General features: G+C 52.1%; 18 protein-coding genes. All 18 read left to right on the forward strand.

All coding sequences use genetic code 11. From position 1 onward, the window contains the following. The first annotated feature begins 37 nt into the window (after nt 1-37). Nucleotides 38-769: a stage III sporulation protein AF gene (gene spoIIIAF, locus D3P09_RS20005; RefSeq protein ID WP_120113150.1), complete on the forward strand. Its 732-nt coding sequence runs from the start codon at nt 38-40 to the stop codon at nt 767-769. A gap of 21 nt (nt 770-790) precedes the next feature. Then, nucleotides 791-1420 (forward strand): stage III sporulation protein AG, encoded by a 630-nt coding sequence (gene spoIIIAG, locus D3P09_RS20010; protein WP_120113151.1) that lies wholly within the window; start codon nt 791-793, stop codon nt 1418-1420. A 172-nt stretch (nt 1421-1592) separates the two neighbouring features. Further along, entirely contained in the window at nt 1593-2201 is a 609-nt protein-coding gene (locus D3P09_RS27930; protein WP_207892524.1) for a SpoIIIAH-like family protein, read from the forward strand. A gap of 175 nt (nt 2202-2376) precedes the next feature. Next, nucleotides 2377-2877 (forward strand): acetyl-CoA carboxylase biotin carboxyl carrier protein, encoded by a 501-nt coding sequence (accB, locus tag D3P09_RS20020; protein ID WP_120113152.1) that lies wholly within the window; start codon nt 2377-2379, stop codon nt 2875-2877. A 44-nt stretch (nt 2878-2921) separates the two neighbouring features. After that, nucleotides 2922-4295 carry an acetyl-CoA carboxylase biotin carboxylase subunit gene (gene accC, locus D3P09_RS20025; protein WP_120113153.1) on the forward strand — a complete coding sequence of 458 codons (1374 nt, stop codon included), beginning with the start codon at nt 2922-2924 and terminating at the stop codon, nt 4293-4295. 117 nt (nt 4296-4412) lie between these two features. Further along, nucleotides 4413-4817 carry an Asp23/Gls24 family envelope stress response protein gene (locus tag D3P09_RS20030; RefSeq protein WP_120113154.1) on the forward strand — a complete coding sequence of 135 codons (405 nt, stop codon included), beginning with the start codon at nt 4413-4415 and terminating at the stop codon, nt 4815-4817. Between the two features lie 99 nt (nt 4818-4916). Then, entirely contained in the window at nt 4917-5474 is a 558-nt protein-coding gene (gene amaP, locus D3P09_RS20035) for an alkaline shock response membrane anchor protein AmaP (protein ID WP_120113361.1), read from the forward strand. A gap of 13 nt (nt 5475-5487) precedes the next feature. Next, nucleotides 5488-5718, forward strand: coding sequence for a DUF2273 domain-containing protein (locus D3P09_RS20040; RefSeq protein ID WP_120113155.1), 231 nt, complete (start codon nt 5488-5490; stop codon nt 5716-5718). Nucleotides 5719-5952: 234 nt separating this feature from the next. Beyond that, on the forward strand, nt 5953-6396 hold the full coding sequence (gene nusB / locus D3P09_RS20045; RefSeq protein ID WP_120113156.1) for a transcription antitermination factor NusB: 444 nt from the start codon (nt 5953-5955) through the stop codon (nt 6394-6396). Nucleotides 6397-6490: 94 nt separating this feature from the next. Then, the gene (gene folD / locus D3P09_RS20050) at nt 6491-7351 is read left to right on the forward strand and encodes a bifunctional methylenetetrahydrofolate dehydrogenase/methenyltetrahydrofolate cyclohydrolase FolD (protein ID WP_120113157.1); all 861 of its coding nucleotides are present in this window, start codon (nt 6491-6493) and stop codon (nt 7349-7351) included. Nucleotides 7352-7354: 3 nt separating this feature from the next. Beyond that, a complete protein-coding gene (gene xseA / locus D3P09_RS20055; RefSeq protein WP_120113158.1) occupies nt 7355-8719 on the forward strand; it encodes an exodeoxyribonuclease VII large subunit in 1365 nt (454 codons plus the stop codon). Further along, a complete protein-coding gene (gene xseB / locus D3P09_RS20060; RefSeq protein ID WP_279387135.1) occupies nt 8709-8963 on the forward strand; it encodes an exodeoxyribonuclease VII small subunit in 255 nt (84 codons plus the stop codon). The genes xseA and xseB overlap by 11 nt, the downstream gene beginning before the upstream one ends. 2 nt (nt 8964-8965) lie before the next feature. Then, nucleotides 8966-9877 carry a polyprenyl synthetase family protein gene (locus D3P09_RS20065; protein WP_424452457.1) on the forward strand — a complete coding sequence of 304 codons (912 nt, stop codon included), beginning with the start codon at nt 8966-8968 and terminating at the stop codon, nt 9875-9877. 114 nt (nt 9878-9991) lie between these two features. Continuing rightward, complete coding sequence (gene dxs, locus D3P09_RS20070; protein ID WP_120113364.1) at nt 9992-11890, forward strand: 1-deoxy-D-xylulose-5-phosphate synthase; 1899 nt, start codon at nt 9992-9994, stop codon at nt 11888-11890. Between the two features lie 16 nt (nt 11891-11906). After that, complete coding sequence (locus tag D3P09_RS20075) at nt 11907-12737, forward strand: TlyA family RNA methyltransferase (RefSeq protein WP_120113159.1); 831 nt, start codon at nt 11907-11909, stop codon at nt 12735-12737. Between the two features lie 144 nt (nt 12738-12881). Beyond that, the gene (locus D3P09_RS20080; RefSeq protein ID WP_120113365.1) at nt 12882-13346 is read left to right on the forward strand and encodes a hypothetical protein; all 465 of its coding nucleotides are present in this window, start codon (nt 12882-12884) and stop codon (nt 13344-13346) included. 24 nt (nt 13347-13370) lie between these two features. Next, complete coding sequence (gene ahrC / locus D3P09_RS20085; RefSeq protein ID WP_120113160.1) at nt 13371-13823, forward strand: transcriptional regulator AhrC/ArgR; 453 nt, start codon at nt 13371-13373, stop codon at nt 13821-13823. A 34-nt stretch (nt 13824-13857) separates the two neighbouring features. Continuing rightward, a complete protein-coding gene (gene recN, locus D3P09_RS20090) occupies nt 13858-15567 on the forward strand; it encodes a DNA repair protein RecN (RefSeq protein WP_120113161.1) in 1710 nt (569 codons plus the stop codon). Nucleotides 15568-15639: the final 72 nt, after the last annotated feature.

Consider the following 15639-nt stretch of genomic DNA (forward strand, 5'->3'; position numbering starts at 1 on the left):
TTTTGCTTCGCAAAACTTTTTAGGAGGTGAGCTAAATGTGATCGGTTGGTTGAGCGACTGGCTGAGGGATATTATAGCGGTCATTTTGCTAGCCGTTCTCGTGGAGCTGCTGCTTCCTAATAAAGCGATGCAACGGTATGCCAGACTGGTTGTGGGGTTGTTTATTCTGCTGACGATTCTGTCGCCGATCTTGCGGTTGTTTCAGACAGATATGACGAACAGGCTGGATGCCGGAATGGAGCTTTGGAATGAGAGGTCCATGAGCAAGCAGGTGCAGATGCCGAGCCTGGAGGAGATTCAGCGCCGGGCAGAAGATATACAAGCCATGCGCAATGAAGAAGCCGCCCGCCTGATGGCTGCGACTCTGGAGGAATCGATGGAGAAAGCCATCTCTAACGAAACGGGTGCTGCAGTGGAGAAAGTGGTCGTTACGCTTGCTTGGAAAAACCAGGCCAAGGAGAATGAAGCGCCGGAGATCGCAGCTGTGAAGGTAACGCTGAAAAGAAAAGCTGAGCAAGCAGGCGCAGAGCCTGATAAAGGTCATAAGCCGATCGAGATCGAAGCCGTCGCTCCTGTTGATATCTCCGTGGGTGCCGGAGAGAAGGGGACAAATGCCAACTCTCCCGAGCCTATCGGGTTTGCCCCGCCTAGCAAAAGGGAGATGAGCGCCGTACAGAGCGTGCTTGCCCGAGGCTGGGGCGTACAAGCTGAAAGAGTTGATGTGCGCATACGGGCAAGCGGCAACTCGGCTGGCAACGGAATGGATTAGCCAGAGAAAGGGGGAGCCGAAATGGCGAAATGGCTGGAAGGATTGGAATCGGCAGTCGGCGGCGGGCCTGGCGGCCCGAAGCGGGTGCGCACGCTTAGGATCTTGCTTATTATTGGCGGGATCGGGGCAGCGCTGATGCTGTTTAATTCTTTTCTGCCCTTCAAGGATATCGCGCCGTCCGCCCAGGATCCGAACCCTCCGCCCGAAGCCTCGGAAGCATGGAACCGAGGCGCCGCTCCGGGCTCTCCCTTTGAACTGATCGAAGGCACGCTGGAGACTCGGCTCAAAGAAATATTGGAGAAGATTGTAGGGGTCGGGTCCGTGGATGTGATGATTACAGTCGACTCTACAGAAGAGATTGTGGTCGAGAGGAACAGGACAGAGAGCCAGTCTATTACCGATGAGAATGATCGGAACGGGGGGGTGAGGCATATTACGTCGATCAGCAAGGATGGCCAGGTCGTCTTGTATGAAGTATCCGGTGAGCAAAAACCGATCATTACCAAAACGATCAATCCCCGCATACGAGGTGTACTCATTGTAGCTAAGGGAGCCGAAAACGCAACGGTCAGACGCCTCATAATGAGCGCGGTTGAGAAGGGGCTAAGCGTTCCGGTCAACCGCATCTCGGTCGTGCCGAGCAAGCAGTAAGGGCAATGGGACTTGTATTAAATCAATTCATTCATGCTTACGAAGCCAGTTTTGCTCCATTCAGCTAATCGCTGAATATAACCACAAAACTAAGCCTACGCTTACGAAGCAAGTTTTGCCCCATTCAGCTAATCGCTGAATATAACCACAAAACTTTTAGGAGGAATCATTAATGAATACCAAAAGACAAACGATTTGGCTTGTATCGATGCTCAGCCTGATGGTGGTGCTCTCTGCGTATTACCTGTTCACGCAAGATTTGAATGACGCCGACAAGCTCTCGTCGGAGAAGCCGGTTGATAATGTAACGGAAGTGGTCGGCAGCGACGGCCAGATCGTAGTAGATGAAGTGCAGCAAGGCGACTCTGATGCGATCAGCTTGGCTAACAAGAAGATTCTTGAGCAGCTGGAGCGCGAGGGATATGCGCAAGGAAGCTTCTTCAGCGAATTGCTGACGAAGCGGGAACAGAAATATTCTGAAGAAGAAAACCGTATTTGGACGGTATTGGCAGACGTCAGCGTCAAGCCGGAAGACTCCGCAGCAGCATCGGCCCAGCTTGATCAGCTGGAAGAGAAGAACTCGCGCATTACTGCGCTTGAATCTGAATTGATGAAGCAATATGATATTGCGGTCGTAGCTGAAGAGAATGACCGCTACAAAGTTGTCGTCACCAGCGAGAAGCTTGAGAAGAAGGAAGCGGCCGGCATTATCGATCAGGTTATGACCGTGATGGAAGTAAGTCCGAACCAAGTATCTGTGCAGTATGTGCCGGAGCCATAACTGCGGCGCGGCAGCCAGGCAGCAAGCTCCGTTCGCCTTCGGCTAATGCCGAAGGCGAACGGGGTTTTTTCGATCAGAAGAGGGCAAAATCAGCTTGTCCAAAAAATGATTCGTGTTCGCGCCTTTTTATGGTATAATACTTTACGTTATGTGAAGAAGAGGAGTGATTACGTTCATGTTCAAGTTGAGCGAGATTAAAGAATTGATCAAGCTGGTCGATCAAACATCCGTTCAGGAGCTGGAAATTGAAAACGAAGGCGCACGTCTGCACATCCGTAAACCAGGAAAAACTGAAGTGGTGAATGTGCAAGCGGCTCCAATTACGCATACATATTCACAGCCTATCGTAGCTGCAGCTCCGCCGCAGCATGCAGTTCAGGCTAGTGCACAGCCGGTCGCTGCGGAATCCGCACCAGCCAAAGCGCCTGCAGCGGATCTTCACCAAATCGTATCGCCGATGGTCGGCACATTCTACAGCGCGCCGTCTCCGGATGCTGATGCATTCGTGAAAGCAGGCGACCGCGTCAATGAGAAGTCGGTCGTATGTATTCTTGAAGCGATGAAGCTGATGAACGAACTGGAAGCCGAAGTGAATGGCGAGATCGTGGAGGTTTTGGTTTCCAACGGTCAGTTGGTGGAGTATGGCCAGCCGCTGTTCCTGGTGAAAGCGGACTAACGAATGCCCATGAAGGGTAACTGACGTCTGAAAGGGGTTCCTACGTGAAATTCCAAAAAATATTAATCGCGAACCGCGGAGAGATCGCGGTACGGATCATTCGCGCCTGCCGTGAGCTGGGCATCAGCACGGTAGCGGTATATTCGGAGGCTGACCGCGATTCGCTTCATGTCCGTCTTGCGGACGAGGCTTATTGCATCGGACCAACTCCATCGAAGGATAGCTATTTGAACTTGACGAACATTATGAGCGTCGCGACGATTACAGAATGCGATGCGATTCATCCCGGCTACGGTTTCCTGGCCGAGAATGCCGACTTCGCGGAGATCTGCGAATCGTGCAACATTACCTTTATCGGGCCTTCTCCTGAAGCGATCAGCAAGATGGGCGACAAGGCGGTGGCCAAGTCAACCATGAAGTCGGCCAACGTGCCGATTATCCCTGGTTCCGACGGCTTGATCGAAAGCATGGAGGAAGCAATCTTGGTTGCCCGCGAGATCGGCTATCCGGTCATCATCAAAGCGACTGCAGGCGGCGGCGGCAAAGGTATCCGCATTGCCGAAGACGAGGATTCGCTAATTAGCCAGATTACGACCGCGCAGCAGGAAGCCCAGAAGGCCTTCGGCAACGCTGGCGTTTATCTGGAGAAATATTTGACTGGCATGAAGCATGTCGAGATTCAGATTATGGCGGACAAGCATGGCAACGCCGTGCATCTGTTCGAGCGGGATTGCTCCGTTCAGCGCAGACGCCAGAAGCTGGTCGAAGAAGCGCCATGTCCGATTCTTTCGCCTGAGCTTCGCGATGCGATGGGACAAGCGGCTGTCCGCGCTGCCCTTGCGGTTCAATATTCGGGAGCCGGCACACTGGAGTTCCTGCTTGGTCCTGACGGCAACTTCTACTTTATGGAGATGAATACTCGTATTCAGGTTGAGCATCCGGTAACGGAGATGATCACAAATGTTGATTTGATTAAAGAGATGATCAGCGTGGCGGAAGGCAATCCGCTGTCGTTCAAGCAAGAGGACCTGAGCATCAATGGTTGGGCGATTGAATGCCGCATCAATGCAGAAGATTCCGAGCGCAACTTCATGCCATCGGCCGGGAACATTCCGTTCTACTTGCCGCCGGGCGGAGCAGGCGTACGGATCGATAGCGCCGTTTATCCGGGATATACCATTTCTCCTCACTATGATTCCATGATCGCGAAGCTGATTGTATGGGGCTCGACACGCGAAGAAGCGATTGCGCGCATGAAGAGGGCTCTATCCGAATTTGCGATTGAGGGTATCCGGACGACGATTCCGTTCCATCTGAAGCTGCTGAATCACCCGACATTTGTCAAAGGCGACTTCGATATCAAGTTCCTGGAGGAGCATGATATTAACGCTCCGGCAGCGGTTGCGGGCCAGAAGTAAAGGCGTCCAAATCGTTTGTCATAAATCAGGCTGAATGTTATAGTATAGAAATAAGATGCGGATCACAGCTTGGCCATGGGGCCTGGCTACGCGACATTAGGGAGGTGTACAACGAACATGAGTACGATAGCTGAATTTGAGAAAACAGAAATCGGTACGATTCAGATTGCACCTGAAGTCATTGAGGTTATTGCTGGTCTGGCGACGGTTGAAGTGGAAGGCGTGGCAGGAATGAGCGGCGGGTTCGCTGGCGGTATCGCAGAGCTGCTCGGTCGCAAGAACTTATCCAAAGGCGTCAAGGTCGAAGTCGGTCAGAGAGAAGCGGCTGTAGATGTGTCTATCATTATTCAATACGGCAACAAAATTCCGGAGATTGCATCCCGTATTCAACAAAACGTGAAGCGATCCATTGAAATGATGACTGGTCTTCATGTCGTAGAAGTGAACGTCCATATTCATGACGTTTATTTCAAGCCAGCAGAGAAGTTGGATGACGACGATTCCCAGCTGCGCGTTAAATAAAGAACATATCATGCTTTAATGTGTACAACCCCCTCGTGATTGGGCATGCCGCTCGGCGCAAGGGGGTTTTCATTCGGTTCCCCGGGAGGTATGGCTGACTTGATAAAAGTTGTGGACAAGCTACTATTGTTTTTGTACAGCATCGTTATCGGAGCCGTGTCCGTATTTCTGGCGAGCGTCGCCTTCGGCTGGATTTCTCGCGAGATGCTGTCGGATATATTGACTGATTTCTACCGGTACGACTCCGTTGCCATTACCGTTGGCGTAATCGGCGTAGTACTGTTTCTGCTTAGCCTGCGCTTTTTCTTTGTATCGCTGTCGAGAGGCTCCGCTTCCACGCAGTCCATTGATCAAAGAACGGAATTCGGCGATATTCGCATCTCGATCGAGACGATTGAGAATTTGTCTCTGAAGGCAGCTTCCAAGCAGCGCGGGGTCAAAGATTTGCGTGCGCGCGTACGCGCTTCGGATGCCGGGCTTGAAATTGTGCTCAGAGCAGTGGTCGACGGCGAGCATTCTATTCCGACATTGACGGAAGAGATTCAGCGCGCAGTTAAGACTCATATTGAAGACATTACGGGGATTCCAGTTATTAATGTCGCCGTGTTTGTCGCTAATGTAATACAAGCGAATACATTCAAGAGCCGCGTAGAATAGAGGTGACGTACCGATGTGGAGGGATTTTTGGGGAATCTACTGGAAACGTTTGATCGGCGCGGCAGTCGGTTTGTTTTTCGGTATTATTTATTTAGCATTCGGTTTTTGGGATATGCTTTTTGTAGCACTGCTTGTTGGCATCGGCTTTTGGTTTGGCAAGCAGAAAGAGCTTTCGGACGGTCCGGTTATTCCTTGGCAGCGAATATGGTACGCGCTGCTGGAGCGATTCCGCCCGTTTCGTTAATTCTGTGGTCTCCTCCGTATTCCGGATTTCGGACAGCCGCTAATTCGGGGCAGGGAGGAGATCATAGTTTTTTTCCACAATAGAATTTGGTATATGGGATCCGAGGTTAGCGGATTAATAAATTCTATTTGGCGAGAAAACCCGCCTTTATGCGCGGTCGCTCATCACGAAAGGCCTCGATAGAGGTTTTCTCAATGCACACTATATTTTGGCATGAACGGATGTGGAGGTCACATGAAACGTAGGTTAGCAAGGGAAATTGCGGTGTCGAGCTTATATCAAATGGAAATGAACGAAGTGACGGCGGCAGAAGCGGTCGATATGCTGATGGAAGAGCTCCGTCAGGACAATGAGCTGGGAGCGGATCCGAAGGAAGCAGGAAGCACGGACGATTTCGCCCGCGAGCTGGTATATGGCGTGCTGGAACGCAAGCAAGCGATTGACGGCATGCTGCAGCAATTTTTGACAGGCTGGCAGGTGGACAGGCTGTCCAGAGTAGACCGCCAAGTGCTGCGTTTGGCTTGTTATGAGATGGTATTCCGCGACGACGTTCCGCCGAAAGCGGCAATTAACGAAGCGATTGAGCTTGCGAAGCATTTTGGCACCGATGAATCGGGCAAGTTCGTCAACGGCGTATTAGGCAAGCTGCTGCAAGAGATCGACGAGTTGAAAGCATAGACGGCCAGAGAAGCTTAAGGCATGGGAGAGGCCTGCGGCATTTGCGCAATTCATTCTATCAGACACGATAAAGATGAAGGGGACGATTACAATCATGAGCGCTCAAATTATTGAAGGTAAAAAAGTTTCGGATCAGATGCGGGTAGAAATGATAGAAGAAGTGGCAGCTCTGAAGGACAAGAATGTCATCCCAGGGCTTGCGGTTGTTCTCGTAGGCGACGATCCGGCTTCCAAGGTATATGTCGGCTCCAAGGAAAAAGCTTGTCAGCAGCTCGGCATCTACTCCGAGGTGCATCGCCTGTCAACGGATACATCGGAGGAAGAGCTGCTCACCCTGATCGACCGTCTGAATGGACAAGCGTCGATTAACGGCATTCTGGTGCAATTGCCTCTTCCCAAACATATAAATGAAAAAGCGATTATCGACGCAATCAGCGTAGAGAAGGATGTAGACGGCTTCCATCCGGAGAGCGTGGGCAATCTGACGATTGGCGACGACAGCTTGCTGCCTTGCACGCCAGCAGGCGTAATTGAGCTGATCAAGCGCAGCGGAGTCGAAATTGCAGGCAAACATGCCGTGGTTATCGGCCGCAGCAATATCGTAGGCAAGCCGGTCGCGATGCTGTTGCTTCGCGAGAATGCTACCGTTACCATTTGCCACTCCAGAACGGCTAACATGGAGGAACTCGCGAAGCAAGCCGATATCCTGGTCGTCGCAATCGGCAAGGCAAAGGCGATCGGCAGTCGTTATGTAAAGCCCGGCGCGGTCGTTATTGATGTCGGAATCAACCGTCTTCCTGACGGCAAGCTGGCTGGAGACGTAGATTATGAAGACTGCCTTGACGCAGCTGGATACATCACGCCAGTTCCAGGCGGCGTAGGTCCAATGACGATAACGATGCTGATGAAAAATACGATTGCCGCTGCAAAAAAGGTTAACGGAATCGAGGTGTAGACGATGGGGAAGGAACCCAAAGTTTATTCCATAAAGGAAATTAACAAATATATCCGCATGAAGCTGGAGACGGATTTGGTGCTTGGCGATGTCTGGCTGCGAGGCGAGATTTCGAATTTCACCCACCACTCCAGCGGACATATGTATTTCACACTTAAAGATAGCGACAGCCGCCTGAAATGCGTCATGTTTGCCTCTCATAACGCGCGTCTTCCGTTCAGGCCGAAGGAAGGCGCGAAGGTAATGGCGCGCGGCAATATATCCGTCTATGAACGAGACGGCAACTATCAATTTTATGTAATGGCGATGCAGCCTGACGGGATTGGCAGCTTGTATCTGGCCTTTGAGCAATTGAAGGGCAAGCTGGATAGCGAAGGGCTGTTTTTGAGCGCCCGCAAGCGGGCACTCCCTCCCTATCCCAAGGCGATTGGTGTCATTACATCCCCGACAGGCGCTGCCGTCAGGGATATCATTACGACAATTCAGCGAAGATATCCGTTTATACCCGTCTATGTGTATCCCGTATTGGTGCAAGGCAAAGGCGCAGCCCCTTCAATTGTCGGCGCGATCGAAGCAATGAATCGTTTTGGCGATTGCGACGTATTAATTGTTGGCCGGGGCGGCGGCTCCTTGGAAGAACTGTGGGCGTTCAACGAAGAATCGGTCGCCCGGGCGATTGCGGGATCGGCTATTCCGGTCATTAGCGCAGTAGGCCATGAGACGGACTTTACGATTGCTGATTTTGTTGCAGATATTCGAGCGGCGACGCCAACGGCTGCAGCCGAGCTTGCTGTACCGCATATCGCGGAGCTTAAGCAGCAGCGCGAGCGGCTGAACCAGCGTCTCGTTGGCGCGATGAACAGAAGCGTAACAGCGGAGAAGGAACGGCTGGCCCGCATCAGGCGCTCGCCTTTCTTCCTGCATCCGCGCCGGTATATGCTGGATCAAGCGCAGCGGCTGGACCGTCTGAAGGAACAGCTGGAGCAGCGCATGCTTAAGCGTCTGTCCAAGGAGGACGCCAGATTGTCCCAGCTCCAAGCGAAGCTGGGGGCTCGTCATCCGGGATCCGCTCTTCAGCAATCCGCCAAGCGGTTGGCTTCCGTTACGAGAGGGCTGGAGATGTCGGTCGGCTCAATACTGAAGGAACACCGCTTGCGGCTGAATGGCGCGATCGGCCAGTTGGATGCCTTAAGTCCGCTTAAGGTAATGGCAAGGGGCTACAGCTTGGTTTACGACCACGATTCGGGAAGGCTGATCAAATCGGTGAGCGAGACCAAAAGCGGTGATGCCGTGCAGGTGAGATTAATGAACGGCCGACTTATGTGCCGGGTGGAAGCGGTTGAAGGAGGCGAAAGTAGTGAAAGCTGAGAAGCAGGAAGAGCTAACCTTTGAGGAAGCAATGGTGAAATTGGAAGGCATTGTGGCGAGGCTAGAGAGCGGCGACGTACCGCTAGAGACGGCTATTGATCTGTTTCAGGAAGGCATGAGGCTGTCGCAGCTGTGCGGCGGCAAGCTGGAGCAGATAGAAAGCAAGATCGAGCTTTTGGTAGAAACGGAGCAAGGCTTTCAGAAAAAAACGTTTGTAGCGGCAAACGAAGACAAAGGGGAATAAACTTGAACGTTAGCGTTGATATTCGAGAATATTTGAAGCAATGCGCATCTGAGGTGGAGACTGCTCTGCAAGCTTCTCTTCCCCGGGAGTGGGATATTCCCGCAACGCTTCGCGATGCCATGATGTATTCCCTGGAGGCAGGCGGCAAACGGATTCGTCCTGCACTTGTGATGACGGCTGCCGAAGCCATTCGAGGCTCCTCCGAGGCACGCGCCGCAGCGCGTCCGGTCGCCTGTGCAGTCGAATATGTACATACTTATTCGCTGATTCATGACGATCTGCCAGCTATGGACGATGACGATTACCGCCGGGGCAAGCTCACGAATCACAAGGTGTTCGGTGAAGCGATGGCCATTCTGGCCGGGGACGCTTTGCTCACTCATGCGTTCAGCCTAATCCCGCAGTCTGTCCGGCAAGGCGTTCCGCTTGAAGCGGCGCTTGCCATTGTGGAGGACCTCTCTTTGCTGGCAGGCGCATCCGGCATGGTCGGCGGCCAGGTCGCAGATATGCAGGGCGAGCAGGGAATGACCACGGTAAAGGAACTGGAATATATACATTTGCATAAAACAAGCGATTTGGTTATTTTCTCGGTCAAGTCTGGCGCTCGAATCGGGGGCGCAACACCGTTCCAGTTAGAACAGTTGACGCTCTATGCCCGCAATATCGGGCTGGCATTCCAAATTCAAGACGATATTTTGGATTTGATTGGCGATGAGAGCAAGCTGGGCAAAAAAACGAATAGCGATGTGAACCAGCAGAAGGTGACTTATCCTTATCTGATCGGCATGCAAGAGAGCAAGGCGCTTGTGGACCGATTGACCGAGGAAGCGAAATCTGCCGTATCGAATGCCGGTCTGTCCAATCCTTCCTTATTGCTCCAGATTGCCGATTATCTGGTGCAGCGGGACCACTAAATTGAGAATTAGTGTCTGATTGGGTTTCAAATCGTGTATTATGTTATAATTAAGTTAAAATGTTGACGTTCAATGAATGGCTTAACTGCTGTTTTCGAAAGCGAGGAAAACAACGTGCTGCTGGATCAAATTAACGGACCTCACGATTTGAAAGCTTTGACAGTTGCTCAATTGGAACAGCTTGCCGAGGAAATCAGGCAATTTCTAATCGAGAAGCTTTCCGTTACCGGAGGTCATCTGGCGCCGAATCTGGGTGTCGTAGAGCTGACTCTGGCTATGCATTACTTGTTCAATAGTCCAGAAGATAAATTTATATTCGACGTTGGGCACCAGTCTTACGTCCATAAGATTATTACCGGCCGCAAGGAGCAATTCGACTCGCTCCGCAAATATAGGGGGCTGTGCGGCTTTATCAAGCGCTCAGAGAGCGAGCATGACGTATGGGAAGCCGGCCATAGCAGCACTTCGCTGTCCGCAGCGATGGGCATGGCGCTTGGCCGCGATCTGAGAGGAGGCACCAATCGCGTTGTTGCTGTCATCGGAGACGGTGCGTTAACGGGCGGTATGGCGCTTGAGGCGCTTAACCATATTGGTCATGAGAAGCGCAACATGATGGTTATCTTGAACGACAATGAGATGTCGATCGCTCCCAATGTAGGGGCGCTCCATCACTATTTGGGCAAAATCCGTACAGACCGTCATTATCAGAAGGCCAAGGACGAGCTCCAAACGTTGTTGAACAAAATTCCGGCCATAGGCGGCAAGCTGGCGAAGACAGCCGAGCGGTTCAAAGACAGCTTGAAGTATTTGCTTGTCAGCGGTATTTTGTTCGAGCAATTCGGCTTGACTTATTTGGGGCCGGTAGACGGCCATGACATTCATGGATTGCTGGAAATTATGAAGCAGGCAGATTCTATGCCGGGTCCGGTGCTTGTCCATGTGCTCACCGTCAAAGGCAAAGGCTATAAGCCGGCTGAAGCGGATTCGCACAAATGGCACGGCGCTTCGCCGTATAAGATTGAATCCGGCCAGATGGTCAAGGCTGTTGGGCCGCCTATGTATACGAAGGTGTTCGGCGATATGCTGATCCAGCTTGCGGGCGAGGATGAGCGGATCGTCGCCATCACTCCGGCGATGCCTGGCGGGTCCGGACTGATGGAGTTTGCGGAGAAATTCCCGAACCGGATGATTGACGTAGGTATTGCGGAACAGCATGCGGCTACATTGTCAGCGGCGATGGCGCTGGAAGGGCTTAAGCCGGTGTATGCCGTCTACTCGACATTCCTGCAGCGTGCGTATGACCAAGTGGTTCATGATATATGCCGCCAAAATCTGAACGTGGTATTCGCTATCGACCGTGCGGGATTTGTTGGCGCTGACGGCGAGACGCATCAAGGCGTGTATGACATTGCATTCTTGCGCCATGTGCCTAATCTGGTCATCATGATGCCGAAGGATGAGAATGAGCTTAGACGCATGATGAAGACGGCATTTGTATACGACAAAGGTCCAATTGCGGTGCGTTACCCGCGTATTAACGGAATAGGCGTTCCTTTGGACGCCGATCCTGCTCCGATTCCAATCGGAACTTGGGAGTCGCTTCGCGAGGGCGACGCATTCGAGATATTGGCTCTAGGTCCGATGATCGAGGTTGCGGAGCAGGCTGCAGACTTGCTGAAGCGCGAAGGCATTAACGCAGGTGTCGTCAATGCCAGATTCATCAAGCCGCTGGATGAGGGCATGCTGCTGTCGTTCGCGGAATCCGGCAAGCGATTGCTTGTGCTGGAGGAAGGCTCGCAGCAAGGCGGATTCGGAAGCTCTGTTCTGGAATTTTATTCGCTGCGCGGCATCTATGATGTGCCGGTCAAAATCATCGGTGTGCCGGATGTATTTGTTGAGCACGGATCAATCCAGCAGCAACGCGAAGAAGTAGGACTCACTGCCGAGCATGTTGCGGCGGAGCTGCGTTCCATGCTTCCGCGCAGAATCAAACGTGTGACCGGTCAGACTTAAGAAGTCAGGGAGAGCTATGACGAACACAGGGAAAGAACGGATAGATGTCTTGCTCGTGGAGCGAGGCTATTATGACAGCAGGGAAAAAGCCAAAAAAGCGCTTATGGCGGGTTTGGTCCTTGTAGACAATGAACCCGTCGACAAGAGCGGCATGAAGGTGCCGCGAGCGGCTGACATAAAGGTAAAAGGCGCAATCCATCCTTATGTCAGCCGCGGCGGGCTGAAGCTGGAGAAAGCTATACGCAGCTTTGAGCTTGATATGAAGAATAGGGTCATGCTCGATATCGGAGCTTCCACCGGCGGGTTTACCGATTGCGCACTGCAGCATGGCGCTGCTTATGTTTATGCGATCGATGTCGGGACTAATCAGCTCGACTGGTCTCTGCGAAGCCATGAGCAGGTCAAAGTGATGGAGAAAACCAATTTCCGCTATTTGCAGCCAGAGCAGTTGGAAGGTCCTCCGCCTACTTTTGCGAGCATAGACGTTTCTTTCATATCGCTTAAGCTGATCCTGCCGACTCTGGCGACGCTGATTTCGGAAGGAGCGGAAATTGTCGCGCTAATTAAGCCGCAATTCGAGGCTGGACGGGAGAAGGTCGGCAAGTCGGGCGTAGTGCGGGATGCAGCGGTTCATCTGGAAGTGCTGGAGACCGTGCTTGGACAAGCTGCTTCTCTCGGCTACAAGCTGCAAGATTTGACGTTCTCCCCCATAACGGGCGGCGAAGGCAATATTGAGTTTCTGGCTTACTGGATCTGGGACGGCAAGCAGGAGCATGATATTCCTGATTCGTCGAGGCTTAGAGATTTGGTCAAGGAAGCGAACGATACATTCAAGATCAGCAAATAAATAACATGCAGCCAGGAAGGATGCCGATCAGTTGTTAACTGCTTGGGCATCTTTTTGCTTTACAGGGATGCCAGTTATTTGATACACTAATACCAAACAAACGTTCGCTAAATGGATACCGATGCAAAGAGGTGTATGGCGACGATGGACAAGTATGGCGATTGGCTGATTATGGCGGCAGCGGGAGTGCTGGCAGCCATCTGGTTATATGGGGCCTTTTACCGCTGGCTGCACGCCCCGGCTACCATGAACAAGGTTAAGCTAGGCAAGGGCGGAGCAATCAAGGACGATGACGAGCATGTGCAGCTGCTGGAGAGAAACGGCTACCGCGTCGTATCCGGCAAGCATGTCATCCCCGTTCCGGTCGAGCTGGACGATGTGCCGCTTGGTAAGGGAACGAGAATTTACATTGACTACGTTGCGGAACTGGATCATCTCACTTATATCGTGAAGACAGCCCGCGAACGCATGCCGATGGATTGGACGGCAAGCGGGCTAAGGGACAGGCTGCTGATGTATGCGCTGTTGCTGCCTGATTGCGCGGGAGTGCTGTATGTGGATCCTAAGGAAAATCTAATTCGAAAAATTACATTTGATATAGCCGACTAACATTGACGGAGGTTGCTGTTACTTATGAAGAGTATGAGGCAATTCAAAATCAGAGAAATCATTACCAATCAAGAAATTGAGACGCAGGAGGAGCTTGTAGAAGCGCTTCGCATAACCGGCATGCAGGTGACACAAGCAACTGTGTCCAGAGATATCAAGGAGCTTATGCTTGTTAAGGTGCCGCTGAACGAAGGCCGGTACAAGTATTCAATGCCGATGGAGCAGCAGCGCCAGAATCCGGTGCATAAGCTGAAACGGGCCATGCTGGACCATTTTACCCATATCGATTATACGGACAATTTGGTTGTCCTGAAGTGTCTGCCGGGTACGGCGAATGCCATCGGCGGTTTGATTGACAATATGGAATGGCCGGAAGTGATGGGCACGATCTGCGGGGATGATACGATACTTATTATTTGCCGCACGAAGGAACAAAGCGTGTATATAGTCGAACAGCTGCTTGCTGTTATGAACTAAGTTAGGAACAAACCATACAGGGAGGATATCGACCATGCTGCGTGAGTTATCGATTCGAAATTTGGCTGTTATTGAAGAGGTTCATGTTGCCTTTCATCATGGATTCCATGTGTTGACGGGCGAGACAGGCGCTGGCAAGTCTATACTGATTGACGCGCTGAGCTTGATTGTGGGCGGACGGGGCTCTGCGGACATGGTGCGGTACGGCTGCGACAAAGCCGAGATGGAAGCCATGTTCGATCTTTCTCCGCAGCATCCTGTATGGAAGCAGCTGGACCAGTTGGGCGTGCAATACGACCCGCAGGAGATGCTGGTCATTCGCAGAGAGCTGTCATCCCACGGGAAGAGCAGCAGCCGGGTCAACGGGCAATTGGTGACTATTACGATGCTCCGGGATATTGGCGAGCATTTGGTCAATATTCACGGGCAGCATGAGCATCAATCGCTCCTGCGCACAGAGAAGCATCTGGAATGGCTTGATCTGTTCGGAGGCGATCTGCTGCTTGACCGCAAGGAGCAATACAGCTCGGTATATCGCGAATTGGTCGGTGTGCGTCAGGCTTTGCGCGAAGTGGAGGACCACTCCAGACAGAATGTGCAGATGCTTGACTTGTACCGGTTCCAGATCGAGGAGATATCCAGCGCCAAGCTGAAGCCGAATGAGGATGAGGCATTAGAGGAGGAGCGCCGCAAGCTTCAATATGCAGGCAAACGGATGGATGCCGTTTCGGAGGCGTATTCGCTTATCTATGGCGGCAAAGGAATCGATATGCTTAGTCGTGCTATCTCCAAGCTAAGCGATATCCAGAGCTATGATCCGTCGGTGCTGAATCCGCTGCTTGAGCAGCTTCAATCTGCCTTTTACCAGGCAGAGGATGCGGCTTTCCAGCTTAGGGATTACCGTGACGGCATTGAATCCGATCCGGAAGCGCTGTCCATGGTGGAGGACCGGCTGGATATGATTAACGGATTAAAACGCAAATATGGTGAGACCATACCTGATATATTGGCTTATTTGGAACAAACCATTATCGAGCGCGATAAGATCGAAAACCGCGATGAACTGCTGGAAGAGCTGCGTAGTCAGGAGCAAGTTTATGTCACACAGGCCGTCAAGCTTGCGAAGGAATTGTCCAAGTTGCGCCAGCATGCGGCCGATCGATTGTCTTATGCGATTGAGGGCGAGCTGAAGCAGCTTCAAATGCCAGCGGCGAAGTTCCAGGTGCATCTGGAACGTTCCGCTGACGACGCGGAGGACAGCAAGGTGAAGCTTAACGCAACAGGCATGGATGAAGCTGCCTTTATGCTGACAACCAATCCCGGCGAGCCGCTGAAGCCGCTTAGCAAGATAGCTTCAGGCGGCGAGATGTCGCGTATTATGCTTGCGCTCAAGAGCATATTTGCGGAGATCGACCAGATCCCTACACTGATCTTCGACGAGGTGGATACGGGCGTAAGCGGCCGGGCGGCGCAAGCCATTGCGGAGAAGATGTCTGCGCTCGCGGCAAAATGCCAGGTATTCTCGATTACTCACTTGCCGCAGGTGGCCTGTATGTCGGATCATCATTATGAAATTCGGAAGCAGGTTAAGCATAACCGCACATCGACTTCGGTATCGGAACTGGTGCATCAAGAACGAATCGGCGAGTTGGCGCGGATGCTGGGCGGTGTGGAAGTAACGGAAAAAACCAGACATCACGCACAAGAAATGCTTGATTTGGCCCACACTTTGAAGGGGGCGTAAAGGAAGGGTTTCAGGGAATGTTTTTGCGGACATAAAAGCTGGGGTGCAGGGTAACTTAAAGGTACGCCAATG

Source organism: Paenibacillus pinisoli (assembly GCF_003605435.1).
GTDB classification, from domain to species: Bacteria; Bacillota; Bacilli; order Paenibacillales; family Paenibacillaceae; genus Pristimantibacillus; species Pristimantibacillus pinisoli.

Excerpts from the sequence above, each read along its gene's own strand:
- D3P09_RS27930 (WP_207892524.1), top strand. The coding sequence starts at position 1,593 with ATGAATACCAAAAGACAAACGATTTGGCTTGTATCGATGCTCAGCCTG.
- nusB (WP_120113156.1), top strand. The coding sequence starts at position 5,953 with ATGAAACGTAGGTTAGCAAGGGAAATTGCGGTGTCGAGCTTATATCAA.
- accB (WP_120113152.1), top strand. The coding sequence starts at position 2,377 with ATGTTCAAGTTGAGCGAGATTAAAGAATTGATCAAGCTGGTCGATCAA.
- ahrC (WP_120113160.1), top strand. The coding sequence starts at position 13,371 with ATGAAGAGTATGAGGCAATTCAAAATCAGAGAAATCATTACCAATCAA.
- xseA (WP_120113158.1), top strand. The coding sequence starts at position 7,355 with ATGGGGAAGGAACCCAAAGTTTATTCCATAAAGGAAATTAACAAATAT.
- D3P09_RS20030 (WP_120113154.1), top strand. The coding sequence starts at position 4,413 with ATGAGTACGATAGCTGAATTTGAGAAAACAGAAATCGGTACGATTCAG.
- spoIIIAG (WP_120113151.1), top strand. The coding sequence starts at position 791 with ATGGCGAAATGGCTGGAAGGATTGGAATCGGCAGTCGGCGGCGGGCCT.
- D3P09_RS20040 (WP_120113155.1), top strand. The coding sequence starts at position 5,488 with ATGTGGAGGGATTTTTGGGGAATCTACTGGAAACGTTTGATCGGCGCG.
- folD (WP_120113157.1), top strand. The coding sequence starts at position 6,491 with ATGAGCGCTCAAATTATTGAAGGTAAAAAAGTTTCGGATCAGATGCGG.
- recN (WP_120113161.1), top strand. The coding sequence starts at position 13,858 with ATGCTGCGTGAGTTATCGATTCGAAATTTGGCTGTTATTGAAGAGGTT.
- D3P09_RS20080 (WP_120113365.1), top strand. The coding sequence starts at position 12,882 with ATGGACAAGTATGGCGATTGGCTGATTATGGCGGCAGCGGGAGTGCTG.
- D3P09_RS20075 (WP_120113159.1), top strand. The coding sequence starts at position 11,907 with ATGACGAACACAGGGAAAGAACGGATAGATGTCTTGCTCGTGGAGCGA.